This window comes from Sphingobacterium sp. G1-14 (genome assembly GCF_002196555.1).
GTDB lineage: Bacteria > Bacteroidota > Bacteroidia > Sphingobacteriales > Sphingobacteriaceae > Sphingobacterium > Sphingobacterium siyangense.
In genome coordinates this window covers 3,753,393-3,771,427 of record NZ_CP021381.1, presented here as the reverse complement: position 1 = coordinate 3,771,427, position 18,035 = coordinate 3,753,393, and the positions used below count along the sequence as shown (strand labels likewise).

Annotated in this window: 14 protein-coding genes; all 14 read left to right on the top strand. The window is 39.6% G+C overall.

The features are described from left to right. Positions 1-64 precede the first annotated feature (64 nt). A complete protein-coding gene (locus CBM24_RS16210) occupies positions 65-433 on the top strand; it encodes a DoxX family protein (protein ID WP_088161959.1) in 369 nt (122 codons plus the stop codon). A gap of 157 nt (positions 434-590) precedes the next feature. Further along, a complete protein-coding gene (gene mobC, locus CBM24_RS16205) occupies positions 591-2,594 on the top strand; it encodes a conjugal transfer protein MobC (RefSeq protein WP_198386151.1) in 2,004 nt (667 codons plus the stop codon). A 186-nt stretch (positions 2,595-2,780) separates the two neighbouring features. Beyond that, positions 2,781-3,455, top strand: a complete 675-nt coding sequence (locus CBM24_RS16200; protein ID WP_088161957.1) for a response regulator transcription factor — start codon at positions 2,781-2,783, stop codon at positions 3,453-3,455. Continuing rightward, entirely contained in the window at positions 3,452-4,720 is a 1,269-nt protein-coding gene (locus CBM24_RS16195; RefSeq protein WP_165905844.1) for a sensor histidine kinase, read from the top strand. Before CBM24_RS16200 ends, CBM24_RS16195 begins: the two co-directional genes overlap by 4 nt. Before the next feature lie 70 nt (positions 4,721-4,790). Then, positions 4,791-5,840: a YncE family protein gene (locus CBM24_RS16190; protein ID WP_088161955.1), complete on the top strand. Its 1,050-nt coding sequence runs from the start codon at positions 4,791-4,793 to the stop codon at positions 5,838-5,840. 237 nt (positions 5,841-6,077) lie between these two features. Beyond that, positions 6,078-7,376 carry a TolC family protein gene (locus CBM24_RS16185; protein ID WP_088161954.1) on the top strand — a complete coding sequence of 433 codons (1,299 nt, stop codon included), beginning with the start codon at positions 6,078-6,080 and terminating at the stop codon, positions 7,374-7,376. 71 nt (positions 7,377-7,447) lie between these two features. Next, positions 7,448-8,311 (top strand): efflux RND transporter periplasmic adaptor subunit, encoded by an 864-nt coding sequence (locus CBM24_RS16180; protein WP_185291061.1) that lies wholly within the window; start codon positions 7,448-7,450, stop codon positions 8,309-8,311. Positions 8,312-8,347: 36 nt separating this feature from the next. Further along, the gene (locus tag CBM24_RS16175; RefSeq protein ID WP_088161952.1) at positions 8,348-11,473 is read left to right on the top strand and encodes an efflux RND transporter permease subunit; all 3,126 of its coding nucleotides are present in this window, start codon (positions 8,348-8,350) and stop codon (positions 11,471-11,473) included. Beyond that, complete coding sequence (locus tag CBM24_RS16170) at positions 11,470-12,195, top strand: phosphatase PAP2 family protein (protein ID WP_088161951.1); 726 nt, start codon at positions 11,470-11,472, stop codon at positions 12,193-12,195. The genes CBM24_RS16175 and CBM24_RS16170 overlap by 4 nt, the downstream gene beginning before the upstream one ends. 8 nt (positions 12,196-12,203) lie before the next feature. Next, positions 12,204-13,877, top strand: a complete 1,674-nt coding sequence (gene pafA / locus CBM24_RS16165) for an alkaline phosphatase PafA (protein WP_088161950.1) — start codon at positions 12,204-12,206, stop codon at positions 13,875-13,877. Positions 13,878-13,888: 11 nt separating this feature from the next. After that, positions 13,889-14,452, top strand: coding sequence for a phosphatase PAP2 family protein (locus CBM24_RS16160; RefSeq protein ID WP_157698499.1), 564 nt, complete (start codon positions 13,889-13,891; stop codon positions 14,450-14,452). Further along, the gene (locus tag CBM24_RS16155) at positions 14,449-15,027 is read left to right on the top strand and encodes a phosphatase PAP2 family protein (protein ID WP_198385925.1); all 579 of its coding nucleotides are present in this window, start codon (positions 14,449-14,451) and stop codon (positions 15,025-15,027) included. The genes CBM24_RS16160 and CBM24_RS16155 overlap by 4 nt, the downstream gene beginning before the upstream one ends. A gap of 2 nt (positions 15,028-15,029) precedes the next feature. Then, positions 15,030-15,446 carry an EamA family transporter gene (locus tag CBM24_RS16150; RefSeq protein WP_088161948.1) on the top strand — a complete coding sequence of 139 codons (417 nt, stop codon included), beginning with the start codon at positions 15,030-15,032 and terminating at the stop codon, positions 15,444-15,446. A gap of 36 nt (positions 15,447-15,482) precedes the next feature. Further along, positions 15,483-17,837 (top strand): HAD-IC family P-type ATPase, encoded by a 2,355-nt coding sequence (locus CBM24_RS16145; protein WP_088161947.1) that lies wholly within the window; start codon positions 15,483-15,485, stop codon positions 17,835-17,837. The last annotated feature ends 198 nt before the right edge of the window (positions 17,838-18,035 follow it).

The following is an 18,035-nucleotide window of genomic DNA, read 5'->3' as shown; positions in this document are numbered from 1 at the left end:
TATAACCTCTTTGCTCATCCATCAATATTTTCAACGACTATTTTTAACTTGATAAAGAACAAAAATGAATACAATTTTGTGGATAATACAGGCGCTTCTCGCTGTATTTTTTATTATGCCGGGTTTAGGGAAAATTACAGGCAGCAAAGAAAAGCACGTCGCAGACGGGCATTTAAAATCAAACAACTCTATCGTTCCAATCCGAATATTAGGAGTTCTTGAATGGTTAGGCTGTATCGGCATTATAATCCCGTGGCTTATTGGCATTGCACCGATACTAACACCTATGGCAGCAGCGGGCTTTTGTTTAATTATGATAGCAGGTATGGTTGTTCATACTAAAAAACAAGAATACAAAATGCTCCCGATGTTGATTGTTGTTTTTCTACTTTCAGCAGTTGTGGTATATTTTAGGTTCGCAGCGTTAGTATAGTAATTGAAAAAACATCCGAATAGAAAAGGTAGCGATTTGCTACCTTTTTCATTTTACACTAATCAGCCAAATACTGCCACAGAACGCCACTGGCTGCCACATTATTAGAGCCACTGCATAGAGCCTTTAAATTCACGCCCGAACATTAAAACTTAAAATAATGCAGGGAGAAGACGATTTAAGAGGGCTTGCCAAAATAATGGCTTTTATGCGGGCAGTCAGTATTCTTTTGGTGCTGATGCACCTTTATTGGTTCTGCTACGGTTTCTTTTTAGAACGTGGTTGGACATTGGAAGTAATCAATAAGATATTAGGCAATTTCGACCGGACGGCGGGCTTGTTTTCACACACCCTTTATACCAAAGCATTCGCTTTGGTTTTACTGGCTTTAAGCTGTTTAGGAACAAAGGGCGTAAAGAACGAAAAGATAACCTGGTCTAAAATTTACGTGGCGTTGGGCGTTGGCTTTGTGCTGTTCTTCCTGAACACACCATTGCTAAAGTTATCTCCGGCAATAGGCACATTCCTGTATATCCTTACTATCTCGTTAGGTTATATCGCTTTGCTGATGGCGGGCGTATGGATGAGCCGCTTGCTCCGTACCAACTTAATGGACGATGTTTTCAATAACGAGAACGAGAGCTTTCAGCAGGAAACCAAGCTGATGGAAAACGAGTATTCCGTCAACCTGCCCACCAAATTTTACTACAAAGGCAAATGGAACAACGGTTGGATAAACATTGTAAATCCTTTCAGGGCATCAATCGTGTTGGGTACTCCTGGTTCCGGTAAATCTTATGCCATTGTGAACAACTACATCAAGCAGCAGATAGAAAAAGGCTTTAGTATGTACATCTACGATTTCAAGTTTGACGACCTTTCGACTATCGCCTACAATCATTTACTGAAGCACAGGGATAAGTACAAAGTTCAGCCGAAATTTTACGTGATAAATTTCGACGACCCACGTAAGAGCCACCGTTGCAACCCACTCAATCCCGATTTTATGACGGACATATCAGATGCTTACGAAGCGGCATATACCATAATGCTGAACCTCAACAGGTCGTGGATACAGAAGCAAGGCGATTTCTTTGTGGAAAGCCCAATTATCCTTTTGGCTGCTATTATTTGGTATCTGAAAATTTACGAGGATGGAAAGTATTGCACGTTCCCACACGCTATCGAATTGCTGAATAAAAAGTATTCGGACGTATTTACGATTTTAACCTCATACCCCGATTTGGAAAATTATTTATCGCCCTTTATGGATGCGTGGCAGGGCGGCGCACAAGACCAGTTACAAGGTCAGATAGCATCGGCAAAAATTCCATTGTCAAGAATGATTAGCCCGCAGCTTTACTGGGTTATGACAGGCGATGATTTTACGCTTGACATCAACAACCCGAAAGAGCCGAAAATTTTGTGTGTGGGTAATAATCCCGACCGTCAAAATATTTATTCCGCAGCTTTGGGTTTGTACAATTCGAGGATTGTAAAACTGATTAATAAAAAGGGACAGTTAAAGAGTTCCGTTATCATAGATGAGTTGCCCACGATTTATTTCAGGGGACTGGATAACCTTATCGCAACGGCGAGAAGTAATAAAGTAGCGGTATGTTTGGGCTTTCAGGACTTTTCGCAATTAACAAGGGATTACGGCGACAAAGAGAGTAAGGTAATACAGAACACCGTCGGCAATATATTCAGTGGTCAGGTGGTTGGAGAAACAGCAAAGAGCCTATCAGAACGCTTTGGTAAAGTGTTGCAGAAACGCCAAAGTATGACCATTAACCGCAACGATAAATCTACCTCTATCTCCACACAGTTAGACAGCCTTATTCCGGCTTCTAAAATTTCAACGCTTACACAGGGTATGTTTGTCGGTTCTGTATCGGATAACTTTGATGAACGTATCGAGCAAAAGATATTTCACGCCGAAATCGTAGTAGATAATGAAAAGGTAGCCGCCGAAACAAAAGCCTATCAAAAGATACCGCAAATCTTATCTTTTGTAAATGAGCAGGGCGAGGACAAAATGAAGCAGGAAATTGAAAGCAATTACAAACAGATAAAATCAGACATCCTGAATATTGTTGTAAGTGAAATGGAGCGTATCAAGAATGACCCCGATTTACAGCATTTAGTGCAGCAGGGATAATTGGAAATGCTAAAAACAGCTTTAAACTCAATCTTCAATTTAGTCCTATGCCAATATATTTAGTATTTTTGTATAGAGAAAGGAATTGTAAAAAACACCATTAGAGTAGAAGGTTAATAATTTGTTCTACGCCGGGCAGATTCATCTCTCCAAAAATTCTACAAAATTGAACATCTAAATTGCGGCATGAACATATTAATCATAGAAGACGAAAAAGAGCTATCCCAAAATATAGCGACCTATCTTAAAAGCGAAAATTATGTCTGTGAGATTGCCTCGAATTATCATGAAGCAATCTCCAAAATAGACATTTATGATTATGACTGCATTCTCCTTGATTTGATGTTGCCTGACGGTGATGGTCTGAAACTATTGGAGATATTACGAAAAGAAAATAAACAGGCAGGGGTTATCATTATTTCTGCAAAGGATTCTATTGATGATAAGATAACAGGTTTAAAACTTGGAGCCGATGATTACTTGCCGAAGCCTTTCCATTTATCCGAATTGGGGGCAAGAGTATATTCAATCATAAGAAGAAAACATTTCGGAAGTTCAAATAGTGTCGATATAAATGAACTGCATATAGATTTGCTTGCAAAAACTGCCAGCGTACATAATCAACCCATACTATTGACCAAAAAGGAATTTGACCTTTTACTTTTTCTGGTTGGTAATAAAAACAGGGTCATATCCAAAGCTGCTTTGGCAGAGCATCTTTCCGGCGATATGGCTGATATGATGGACAATTATGATTTTGTCTATTCGCACATAAAAAATTTAAAAAAGAAACTTGCTGAAGCTGGCTGCGATGATTACATAAAAACCAGCTATGGTATGGGATATAAATGGGAAGCATGAACCGATTATTAAACAAAACACTATTATACTATTCTTTCTTTGCAACCATTATCCTGTTGTTGAGCGCACCGTTTATATACTGGACAATGGAAAGCCTGTATAAAGATGATGTGGACGAGGCTATTTTGCTGCGCAGGGATGAATTTGAAATAAACAATCGGAAAACGCTCCATATTAGTGATATTCCGGTATGGAATAAGTTCAACCGTGATATCCGCATTTTACCCGATACCGTAATTCAAAGCCCTAAAGACAGTATTATCCAACAGATATTTTATGATGAATTAGTTCCCGAATGGGAGCCTTATCGTGTCTTATATAAAGACGTTTCCATTGAAGGGAAACCGTTTGTTTTAATGATACGGTTAAATCTTGTTGAATCGGAAGATTTGATAAGAACGATTGTAAGGATATATCTCGGAATCCTTTTTGCCTTGCTTTTGGTTATCTTTTTCATTACGTTATTTGTTTCTAACAGGCTTTGGAAGCCCTTTTATGCGACCCTACGCCAAATTGAGCAGTTCAATATAGAGTTAAATAAGCTACCCCAATTTCCTGATACAAAAATCAAGGAATTTAATCAACTTAATAACAGGCTTACAACGCTGATACAGCAAAGTGTTCAATCTTATATCACTCAAAAAAAATTTACACAAAATGCCTCCCATGAACTGCAAACGCCTTTAGCCGTATTGCAATCTAAACTTGATTTATTGCTTCAGGACAATTCATTGCAAAAAGGACAGTTACAAATCTTGCATTCGTTGTACGAATCAGTTTCCCGGCTTACACGGATTAATAAAAATCTTTTGCTGCTGGCAAAAATTGAGAACAACCAATTTGCGGAGTTTTCTTCGTTTACGGTTAACGATATTGTGAGTGAAGTAATTCCCTATTTTACCGAGCAGGCAGATAGCAAAAAGCTAACAATAGAAACAACGTTTAAAAATATAATCAGCCTGAAAGCAAATAAAATATTAACGGAGCTATTAATCAATAATCTTTTCCTGAACGCTATCCGGCATAATATAGAAAAAGGAAAAATTACCCTCACATTGGACACAGGTCGTTTTATTATTGCTAACACCGGAATAGACCAGGCTTTGGATGCTGAAACGATATTTGAACGTTTCAAAAAAAATTCAACAGATACCCGCAGTAGCGGACTTGGACTGTCCATTGTAAAAGAAATATGCGACCTTAATAACTGGACTATCAGTTATACTTTTAAGGATTCTACCCATATTTTCACTGTCCGTTTTTAAATCCAGAAATTCTACAAAATGTGTAGGATAATTTTGTACTAAAAGTTTTACCACTAAAACAATATTAGAAATGAGAACTTTTAATACACCCAAAATCCTTTATATAGCATTATTGTCAATCGGCATGTCTTCGGCATGTAAAAATCATAAGTCAGGCAAAGAGGATAATAAACCCAAAAACGATGTTTTAACCATACAGGGGCATTCACTTTCACTCCAATCAACAATCAAACTGAATACCGTTAAGGGAGGGTTTGACCTGATGGCGTTGGATAATAAGGGACAGAGGTTATTTTTGTCAGCCCAAGACAATCATTCAGTTGAAATATTGGATATAAAGAATAATAAGCCGATAAGAAGCCTACCCGGTTTTGATGAACCAAAATGGATTGTTTATCGCCCCGAATCAAACAGGTTATATGTCGCAACAGGCAACGATGGGAAAGTTACAGTGTTGGATGCCACAACATACAGTACAGTTAAAACCTTTTCATTTGAGGAAAAATGCAACAACCTACACTTTGATACAACTACACAGCGGCTTTATGTAGGCGTTGGGAAAACTTTCGGTGCTATCGGTGTAATTGACTGCAAAAACGATAAGGTTATCGGGGAAATTCGGTTAGCCGATTTTCCGAAGCAATTTGAGTTGGATAGTAATAAAATTTATGTCAATATTCCTTCAAAAAACATAATAGAAGTAATAGACCTGTCTGCAAATAAAGTGATTGCGAGATGGCGAGTAACCGAATCAACCGAAAATGTTCCGATGGCTTTGGATAAAATTAACCATCACCTTTTTATTGCTTGTGAACCGGGGAAATTTATCGTTTATAGCACTAAAACCGGAAAATCAATTGCCAGTCTTGACATTAGCAAAAATGCAGACGGAATTTATTTAGACCCGAAACATGCGCTCATTTATATTTCTTGTGCTGACGGATATATAGACGTAATTGAGCAAAAAGATAACGATACTTATATTGCTCTTGACAAAATTGAAACTGCTAAAGGGGCTGGAACTTCGTTGTTTTCACAAGAACTACAACAACTATATCTTGCAGTTCCCCAGTCAGAGAAAAATGTTGCTGAACTAAGAATATACAGCACCTCTAAATAAGCTGGATATTAACGCACGGCTGGTTAAATTCTTTACGCATTTCCTGTTTTTTATGTCCTTTTCCTAAATCCAGAAATTCTCCAAAATCGCAAAGATACCTTTGCCTTATAAATTAAATCAGCATTAGAAAAGCCATTTTTTGCATGGCAGAAATGGTCGCTACAATGGTAATGTGGCATTTAATAATGCGAAAACTGGAATGTACACACATTCAACATATTTATAAGAAAAGGTATTATGATTAAAAAGTTAGCGGTTCTTTCTGTGATAGTTTCGGTGCTATCGGTAGGAAAGACATTTGGACAGAAACAACTATCTGATTTTGTCAATCAGGCGTTCCAAAGTTCCCCCCTTGTAAAGACGAATGCAATTCAATCAGAAGCAAACAAACTGGATGCCCAAAGGATAGCTGCTTCACTAACAAAGCCAGTTATCGGTACTGAATTGAATTATTTGCTTGCCCCAATTTACTCCAATGACCCCGGCAATTCAGGTTTTAAATTAAATCCGCAAAAGACCATTCAGGATTATTACGGTTCCGATTTTTCGGCAACTAACGGCGGACTTTACAGAGGCGTTTTAACGCTGAATCAACCTCTTTTCAACAAACAGAGGGTAAACGCAGTTAATGAGCAGACCGCAGTATTAAATGAAATCTTAAACAACAATTCTGCGCTTAGCAAGCATGATTTAGAAAAACTTATTACAGACCAATATGTGCTTTGCCTGCAAGATGTAAACCAACAAGAAGCGGTTGCGCATATCAAAAAGATTATCGAGCAACAAATTAGTCTTACACAAAAATTATCTGCAAATGGATTGGGAAAGCAAGGCGATTATAAAGTTCTCGAAATAGAATTGAAGCAGCAGGAAACGGCTTTACAAACGTTGAAGAACAGCTATAAAGTTCATTTATTGGAACTATATAGTATCTGCGGTATTCCCGACACCGCCATTATAGAACTGAAGCCAGTCAATATAAGCATGACAACGCCCCGCAACGGGAATGAATCCGGTTTTACCAAACAGTACCAGCTTGACAGTTTAAGCCTCGCCACTTCCAAAAAGCTATTTGATACAAAATATAGACCCAATGTAAGTTTATACTCATCCGCAGGATTAAACGCTGTATATGCGCCTGATATTTACAAACGGTTTGGCTGGCAGGTGGGCATCCAATTTACCCAAACATTTTTTGACGGGCATCAAAGAAAACTGAATACCGAAAGAACAAGACTGCTTCAGCAAACCGCAAATATAGACAGGGAATTTTTCAACACGAAGAATGAAACCCGCAAAAAAGCACTCTTAGAACTCATTCGCTCTATTGATGAACAGTTGCAATCCATACAGCAACAAATCACGGATTACGATTCCCTGCTGAACTACTATCAGAAGCAAATTGCAAGCGGGCAAAGTTCAGTGATAGACTATATCACTGTGCTGCGTGGCAGTGCTTCCTTACAGATAAACCGGGTGGCTTTACAGACTAACAGACTGATAGCCGTCAACAACTATAACTATTGGAATTGGTAAGTAAAATTTAAAATAAATTAATGATAATGCGATTTTCAGTTATACCCTTATTAGCCATAACCTGCTGTTTTATGGCTTGTAAAAACAAACAAAACGAGCCTGATACTATCCAGCCGAAATCAACGGTCAGTGTTATATCTGCCCATACAGGAATGATGGCACACACCGAACAACTATCAGCAACCGCACACTATTTGCGCCGCAATACAGTTACAGCCCCCGTTGCTGGCTATGTCCATTTTGTGAAAATTAATTTTAACGACCATGTTGCCAAAGGGCAACTTCTTTATACCATTGAAACAAAAGAGCGTAGGGCATTGGGCAGTTTTGAAAGCCAAGATATGAACGATAAAAATTATGGGCTTATCAATGTGTATGCGCCGATGAACGGCATTATCACTGCCATACCACAATCACAGAATGGTGTATTTGTTTCCGAGGGCAGTGCATTATGTGATATTTCGGATAATCACAGCCTTTACTTTCAGGTAAATATTCCTTACGAGTATGCTAAATACGTAAAAGAAAATAAGTCCTGCATTATTACACTACCTGACAATACGTCTATTAATGCACAAATGGAAATGCCCATTATGCAATCTCTTACAGGATTGCAAACCATTCCATATATGGCAAAACCTCAAACTGATATTTATATTCCTGAAGGCATTATTGCGACAGTAAAACTTGTAACCTATCAAAATAGCGCAGCCATAATGTTGCCTAAGAAAGCCGTATTGAGCGATGAGCTAATGCAGGAGTTTTGGGTGATGAAATTAATAAACGATTCGACTGCCGTAAAAGTTCCTGTAACCATTGGAGCGCAGAATGACACCATGATTGAGATTAAACGTCCGGCGTTCAACAGCAGCGACAAAATACTCAATTCAGGTAATTATGGTTTAAGTGATACAGCACTCGTAAAAGTGCTTTAAAATATAGCCCAATCATATAAATGTACACTTGGTCTTATGAATCAAAAAAATTATTATAAAAAATACAGAAAGCCATTTTTGTTTATTGGCTTATTATTAGTAACGCTTGGGATTTTTACTTACAATAAAATGCAGACCGCATTATTCCCGGAAGTAATGTTTCCTAAAGTGAAGCTCATTGCAGACGTAGGTTCTACTCCCATAGACCGGATGATGGTAACAGTTACCAAACCTATTGAGAGTGCTGTTAAAAGAGTAAAAGGCGTAACAGTAGTAAAAAGTGTTACCAGCAGGGGCAGTTCCGATGTTCAGATATATTTCAATTGGGGTGTAGATGTGGATAACGCCAAGTTGCAGATAGAAAGCCGCCTAAATGAGATTAAAAATCTTCTGCCCACAGGAACGAATATCGCCGTTGAAGGGTACAATCAATCTTTATTCCCGGTTTACGGCTTTACGCTTGAAAGTGAAAATGAAGAAGTAGGGCTTATCGGATTGCGTGACCTTGCCATGAATACCGTTCGCCCTTTGTTCTCTCAAATTGAGGGTATTTCAACAGTTATTTTGCGGGGTGGTAAAGCCAAAGAATTTGAAATTGTACCGGATGTTATCAAAATGTCTTCATACGGCGTTAAGCCGGATGACCTTATCCAGCTTTTTAAGCAAAACAACTACGTCCTTTCCAATGGTAAAATTTCGGATTTCAGAAGACTATACCTGACCTTAACAGACAATCGTATCAATGATGCCGAAGAATTAGCAAATGTGGTTGTTAAGAACACACCGCAACGCCTTGTAAGGTTACGGGACTTTGCAAAAATAGAATTGCAGCAACAAACGGAGTTTAATATTATCAATGCTAACGGTCATCAAGGTGTTATTGTGGATTTGGTTAAGCAGCCCGGTGTTAATCTTGTCCAATTTGCCGATGCTGCGGATGCAAAAGCCGCAGAGATAACAAAGCTGCTTCCCAAAGGGATAAAATTACGACCGTACTATAATCAGTCTGCGTTTGTAAATGAAAGTATTAACAGCGTAGTGCATACCATATTGGAAGGGCTGCTACTGGCTATCATCGTGGTAATTATCTTCCTGCGCTCATGGCGGGCAAGTACGGTAGTCATTCTTACGCTACCCGTAATATTGGGGTTTACTTTGATTGCTTTGGGCATTTCCGGCATCACCATCAATGTCATGTCGCTGGGGGGCATAGCTGCCGCAGTAGGATTATTTATTGACGATATTATCGTAATTATAGAACAGATTTATCGTGGGCATGAAGACCACCCCGAAAAAGACAAATTTGAGATAGTAAGGGATGCGATAAAAGATTTGTTCCCTGCAATGGTTGGTTCATCCCTAAGTACCATTGTTATTTTTCTGCCTTTTGTACTAATGGGAGGCTTGGCAGGCGCATTCTTTAAGGAGTTGGCAAAAACAATGGAGTTAACATTGGTCTGTTCGTTTTTTGCTACTTGGATAGTAACGCCCGTGCTGCACCTTATTATCGGATATAGACCTCATAAACATTCACATGCGCATAGCGAAGAAGAAAGCCTGAACAAATACAAATGGCTGACAAATTTATATAGGTTGCCCTGGTTGGCAGTTGTATTCATTTGTGTTCTCATCATAGGCGGTTGGTTTGCTTCCGGTAAACTGCAAACAGGTTTCTTACCTGAATTGGACGAGGGAACAATTGTGATGGATTATTATTCACCAAGTGGAACAGCCATTGAGGAAACAGACAAGTTGTGTCAGGACATGGAAAAAATCATCCTGAAAAACCCCGATGTGGAAAGCTACTCCCGAAGAACGGGTTTAAGGCTCGATTTCAGGAACGTTGCACCCAATTATGGAGATTACCTGATTCAGTTGAAAAAAAACAGAAAGTATAAAACATCGGAAATAATTAATGAACTGCGGCGTGATATTCAATCTTCGGTTCCAGCGATGACTATTGAGTTTGGGCAACGCATACAAGATTTGTTAGGAAACTTAATGAGTACCCCAAGCCCGATAGAAGTCAAAATATTCGGTGATGACCAAAGGCAGCTTGAATTTATAGGACGGAAAGCGGATAGTATTATGCGCCACACCAAAGGCTTGGTAGATGTTTCTAACGGAATGATTTCTGCGGGACCTTCCGTTATCATCTATCCCGATGATGCAAAGCTGGCACAATACGGCGTTTCCCTTTCCGATTTTCAGAACCAATTAAGAATGTATACCGAGGGCATTGTGTTAGGTGATAACGCAAACGTTACGGAACCCTCGCCCGTACAGGCTTCCATGTTAGGCAATTTACAGGTAGGACAAATTCAGGATGGCGAACAGATGCGCAAAATACGCTTGCGTGTTACCAATTATCAGGATAATGATATGGATAAAATAAAAAAGCAGATGGTATTTTTGCCCGATGGGGCATTAAAGCCGCTTTCGTTCTTTTGTACCGTAAAATCTGAAAAGGGAGAAATTGATTATAAGCGTGAAGACCTTAAATCCTGTGTGGTGCTTACTTCAAGGCTTTCAGAAAGGGATTTGGGAAGTGCTGTCAATGAGTTAAAGGGAAGTTTTGCCAAACTCCTGAACCTGCCTCCAGGATATTATGTAAACTTTGGCGGTGCTTATGCAGAACAACAACAATCTTTCAAAGAATTGCTGACTATCCTTGCCGCAGCATGTTTATTAGTATTTACTGTGCTGTTGTTTTTGTTCAGAGAATGGGTACTTTCTTTTCTGATACTTGGCATTTCAATATTAGGTATTCCGGGATGTTTGTTCGCTTTGTACGTTACCCACATTCCACTGAATGTAAGTAGCTATACAGGCATTATTATGATTGTGGGCATCATTGCTGAAAATGCCATATTCACGGTCAATCAGTTTAGGTACAACATGCACATATCCGGTGGCGATGTGAACAAATCTGTAAACTATGCTTTAGCACTTAGAATACGACCTAAGTTAATGACAGCTATCGGAGCCATTTTAGCACTTATGCCATTGGCTCTTGGTATTGGCATGGGAGCGCAGATGCAGCAGGCTTTGGCAATCGCTGTTATCGGGGGCTTTGTTACGGGCATTCCGTTACTGCTTTTCGTATTCCCGACTTTTATACGAATCATCTATTCAAGAAAAAAGAACAAACAGGAATTATGATTACTAAATCTTTAAAAAGATACCTGTTCTTGTTGTTTACCTGTATTTGCGGAACAGCAGCCTTAGCACAAAATGCTGACAGCACATTAGCGAATGCCAACAGCACGTTTAAAGTAAAATCATTGAGGTACACCTTTAAACAGCTTATCATTCCTGTAAGCCTTGTGGGGATTGGCTTTGCTGTAAATGGAGCCGGTCGTGAATCCATTAAGAACGAAATAGTAGAAGAACGGAATGAGCATATCCCACATTTCAGAACAAGGCTTGATGATTATTTACAGTTTTCACCTCTTTTACTGACCTACGGCTTTGAGGCATTTGGCATGAAGCCCAAAACTGAACCGGTAAACCGCTCCGTCATTTTACTAAAGAGCGAATTGTTGATGATGGCTGCGGTTACGGCATTAAAAACCACCTCACATACTTTGCGTCCTGACGGAAGTGCGCATACTTCGTTCCCTTCCGGTCATACCGCAGAGGCATTTGCGGGCGCAGTAATGTTATCTGAAGAATATGGTTATCGCTATAAATGGGTTCCCTATGTATCTTATGGATTAGCATCTACCGTTGGTGCGCTTCGTGTAATAAACAATAAGCATTATATAAGTGATGTAATAGTTGCCGCTGGGATTGGCATATTATGTACAAAAATTTCTTACTGGACACATCGCTATAAATGGAACAAACACAATTCACATAATTACCACGTAGAATTAAATTAAACCTCACTATGTTAATCAAAGCATTCATGAACAGTCGCAAAAAGTGGATTTTGTCAATTAGTGCAATGTTGCTATCATTATTTAGCAATGCACAGCAAGTCAGTAAGCAGCCTGATAAACCCAAACTCGTTATTGGTATTGTAGTTGACCAAATGCGTTACGATTACCTGTTTCGCTACAATGATAAATTCAATACAAACGGCTTTGCTAAATTCCTAAAGAACGGCTTTCTGTTTAGGAACGCCGAATATCCTTACATCCCCACTTTCACAGCACCAGGACATGCGGCAATATATACGGGCGCAACGCCTGCAAATAATGGAATAGTAGCCAATGATTGGTTTGAAAGAGCCGTAAACGAAAGTGTATATGTAACAGAAGACAACACGGTGCAGGGCGTTGGAGGGACTGGCAAGGAAAATCAAATGTCGCCACGAAGATTGCTAAGCACCACTGTTACGGACGAGTTGAGGCTTTCTACTAACAAAAAATCTAAAGTAATTGGAATTGCCTTAAAAGACAGGGGGAGCATTCTACCCGCAGGGCATATTCCCAATGCTGCTTATTGGTATGACAGTCAAACCGGAAATTGGGTTACAAGCAATTATTACATGAACGATTTACCTAAATGGGTAAAGGATTTCAATGGGCAAAAATTAGCTGATAATTACCTGTCAAAACCGTGGACTACCTTATACGACATTGGTACCTATACTAACGGTTTGCCAAATGGAGCATTTTACCGGAATGCCTATAAAGGAGAAACGGAAAGCCGCTTTCCGCATGATTTGCCAGCACTAAAAGAAACCAACGGATATGAGCTACTAAAGAAAACGCCGTTTGGCAATACAATGACCCTCGACTTTGCCATAGCAGCAATTAAAGCCGAGAACTTAGGCAAAGGTCAGAATACGGATTTTCTTGCGGTCAGCTTTTCTTCCACCGATTATGTAGGTCATCAATTCGGCATTCAGTCTATCGAGGTACAGGACACTTATGCGAGATTGGATAAGGAAATAGAACGCCTGCTTGCTTTTATTGAACAATACATCGGTACAGAAAATGTGCTGCTGTTTCTCACAGCCGACCACGGTGCGGTCGAAACTCCTGCATATATGCAATCTATGAACGTTCCTGCCGGAATATTTAAGAGCAAGGGTATTAAGAAAGAGTTGAACAAACAGCTTTCGGACTTATTCGGAGAGGGAAAATGGATTTTAGATTATGAAAACCTCCAGTTGTATTTAAACAATACACTAATTGAAGAAAAGAGGGTTAATAAGGAGGTAGTAACAAATGCCTGTATTGCGCTCTTGCAAAAAATGGATGGGGTGTATAAAGTGTACGCAAGCAATGAACTACCATTAATTACCGACAACTACTATGTTACTGCTCTTAAAAAGGGAGTTCACCCACTACGTTCAGGAGATGTAATAATTCAATTGCTTCCCGGCTGGTTTGATGCTGATTATGCCGGAGCCGGAGGAACCACACATGGCACAGGCTATTCCTACGATACCCACGTTCCGTTAATATGGTACGGGTGGAAAGTAAAAGCAGGGTCTTCTGGACAAAAGGTTCCCATTACAGATATAGCACCTACCATTTCAGATATTTTAAATATCAGTTATCCAAACGGAACCGATGGCAATGTTTTGTCGGATATTTTATTAAACAAATAACATTGCTCAAAATGGACATTCAGAAGCTATCCAGGATTGACAGACACATGGTCGAATGGGTAAACCAGTACCGGATAAAACCACTGGATAATCTTTTCATCTTCATTACCGATACTGCATACGTTACGGCGGTTGTGATTGCGCTATTGGTATTGAGTATTGCACTGTATATAAGTAGAAAATCTTTAAAAATGAAGGCTGTACAATTGGTAACGGCTTTAGCAGCGAATACCATTGTTGTAACCTTATTAAAATTCACCATTAACAGGGAGCGACCTTATGTACATGACCCTCTTATCATGAAACTTACATCGGGTGGTAGCCCGTCTTTCCCGTCCGGTCATACTGCCGATGCTTTTGTTATTGCAATGTCCTTCACTCTTTTATTTAGTGAAAAAATCTTTCTGAATATTCTGATATGGTTATGGGTACTTGCCGTAGCCTATTCACGGGTAGTATTAGGAGTACACTATGTAAGTGATATAATCGGTTCTGCTATAATCGGCAGCCTTATAGCAATAATCGTAAATAAGTTCTTTAACCATAAATACAATTATAACATGATAACATTATGATAGAATTTTTGAAATATTTGGATATAAAATTGCTTCTCGAAATCAACAAGCACAATACCCCTGTCTTGGATAGCGTAATGTGGTTTGCAAGCGGGAAGTTGAGTTGGCTGCCTTTCTATGCTTTGTTACTTATACTTATCATTTATAAGTACAAAAAACAAAGCTGGTGGATAATCTTATTAATCCTGCCACTTATTACGGCAAGCGACCAATTGGCGGCATCGGTTATAAGACCATTGGTAATGCGCTTTAGACCGAGCCATGAACCTGGTTTAGAAAACCTGCTTCACTACGTCAATAATTATAGGGGTGGCAATTACGGGTTTGTTTCTGCGCATACGCTCAATGTTTTTTCATTAGCAACTTATTTAACCATCGTGGTTAAAGACAAAATAAAATGGTTGCCCTATGTATTGTTTTCTTGGGCTGTATTTGTCGCTTACAGCAGGATTTATTTAGGAGTTCATTACCCTACTGATGTTTTAGTGCCGCTCGTGCTTGGGCTAATATTGGGTTGTCTTTTCGCTTGGGTTTACAATCGGTTTAAAAATAAAATTTTCAAAAATACCTTATAGATATGTGGTGGATATATGCTTTACTTTCAGCCCTGTTTGCTTCTTTAACAGCCATATTTGCCAAAGTTGGTATTAAAGGCGTAAACTCCGATTTGGCAACAGCCATACGAACTATTGTTATTCTAATGGTAGCCTGGGGAATTGTGTTTGCCCGAAAAGAAGCCAAAGGAATAACCGATTTGTCCAAACAAAATATTTTGTTCTTAGTCATATCCGGTGTTGCAACAGGCTTGTCGTGGATATTTTATTTTAAAGCATTACAGTTGGGCAAAGTATCGCAGGTAGCACCTATTGACAAATTAAGCGTGGCACTAACCATTATATTGTCTGTACTCTTTTTAGGTGAAGCCCTGACCCTTAAAACGGCAGTTGGAGCAGTGCTAATCGTAGCAGGAACAATAGTGTTGATTTTCCCTTAGCTACACCAAATATTTAACACAAAAAGCTATAAAATTATGCAAGAACAATCTGGAAATTTTCAAAATCAAAATGGTTCTGCGGATATAGAAACGGCAACAATTAGTACGGGTCTTAATGATGCAGAAGTTAAGGCTGCTTTAGACGAGTTTGGATATAACGAAATAGCAGAAGAAGCGATACATCCATTTTTAGGCGTTTTAAAACGTCTTTGGAGCCCTATTCCGTGGATACTTGAAGCCGCCCTGATATTAGAAGTTGTTATGGATAAAATACTTCAGGCTTCTGTGATTGCAGTATTGTTACTTTTCAGTGCTATTGTCGGCGAAACACAGGAGCGCAGAGCGCAGAAAGTAGTCGGCTTTTTGAAACAACATTTACAAGTTACCGTGCGTGTGCTTCGTAATGGAATTTGGCAATTTCTTACTGCGAGAGAACTTGTTCCAAAAGATTATATTCACCTTAAAACAGGTGATATTATACCAGCAGATTGCACCATTGAAAGAGGAAATATTGAAATTGACCAATCTGCCGTAACCGGAGAATCCGAATTGGTAGCTCGTTCGGAAAAAGAAATCATTTATTCCGGTTCCATAGTCCGGACAGGTGAAGCTATTGCCATTGTTACTGCAACAGGGTCACGCAGCTTCTTTGGTAAAACTGCGGAATTGGTAAAAACCGCATCCGCTCCCGGACACCTTCAAAAACTCTTGTTTACAGTAGTCCGTTATCTTGCGATAATTGATGTTATACTGGCTGCTTTACTCTTGGTTGCTGCTCTTGTCAATGGTTATGCTATACTGCCTCTTTTACCGTTCCTTGTAGTATTGGTTATCGCAACCGTACCTGTATCTATGCCCGCAAGTTTTACTGTTGCCAATGCAGTAGAAGCCCGTGTGTTAGCAAAGGAAGGGGTTTTGGTTACGGGTTTAACTGCCATTCAGGAAGCCGCAACAATGCAGGTTCTTTGCATAGATAAAACCGGAACGCTGACACAGAATAAACCTTTAATTTCCTCTATCATATCTTTTTCAGGAAACAGTGAAGAAGAATTACTTGCTTACGCTGCGACCACTACGGATAATTCTTCACAGAATCCCATTGACATAGCCATATTACAGGAAGTAGAAAAACGCTCCCTGCCCCCGTTTATACGTGAGCAATATATACCCTTTAATCCGGTAAAAAAGTGTTCAGAAGCCTATATACGCCAAAATGGTAAAATGGAGAGGGTAATATTGGGTTCTCCCTTTGTCATGGAACAGTATGCGGGTGCTGTGCCTCAATTTAAAGATAAGGTTGCGGAAATGGCAGCCAATGGTGGAAGGGTTTTAGCCATTGCAGCAGGCGTTGAAGATAATGTATCGGTGCGTGGATTGATAACTCTTGCTGACCTTCCAAGAGAAGATGCGCCCGAATTAGTGCGAGCCATTAAGAATTTGGGCATTCGCCTTTTAATGATTACAGGTGATACACCTGCAACAGCAAAGATTATCGCCCAAAAATTAAATATAGGGGAACGGATTGCCGATTTGTCTGATGCGCTAAAGGCTCCGCTCGACTATGAGGGAATAGCCAACGTCTATCCCGAAGAAAAATATCAAATCATACAGGCACTTCAAAAGCTGGATTTAACGGTAGGTATGACGGGGGACGGCATCAACGATGCTCCCGCACTCAAACAAGCAGAAGTAGGTATTGCTGTCAGTTCCGCCACTGATGTAGCCAAAGCCTCCGCAAAAGTAGTTTTGACTGACCCCGGTCTTCAGGACATAGTTAAGATAGTTCATGGCGGGCGGCGGGTGTACCGCAGGATGATGACATGGACAATTACTAAGATTACGAGAACGGTAGAACTTGCGGTTCTCCTAACATTCGGATATATCGCAACCGGGGATTTTGTTGTTCCGTTAAGCCTAATTGTACTCATCGTCGTATTTAATGACCTTGTTACTATTACACTTGGAACAGACCGGGCATTGGTTTCGCCAAAACTGGAACAATGGGACGTTAAATCAATTTCCAAACTTTCCGGCATCCTTGCTGCGGGCTGGCTTGTTATAGCATTTGCCCTCCTTTGGGTTGCCCTCAAAATATTGAAACTTCCGTTTCCACAAATTCAGACGTTAATGTTCTTATACCTGATTTTTTCTGCACAGGCAACAATTTACATGCCCCGTGTACGAGAGCATTTTTGGTCTTTCCTGCCAAGCCGTTTAGTAATAGCTGTAACGCTGGGCAATATTGTGGTGTCAATTGTCCTTGCACTTTTCGGCGTTTTAATGACCCCTGTTTCATTGGTTTTAATATTGGGCATACTTGCCGTTGTTGTCGCTGCAAGTTTTTTATTGGATGTCTTAAAAATTAGTTTTTATAAGCGAACATACCGCTGACTTATAAATATATAAAAACCGATATGGTGCTTAAACCAACCTATAAGCAAACTGAATAAGCATACATTTCAAATATGCAGGCAGATGATGCCTGATTATTCTTTTACCTCGTTAAACACAGGGTATAAATGAGAGCCGGGATAATGCCTACATATTTTTTTCTATTAGCAATCCAAACATTAATATCCTAAAATAACC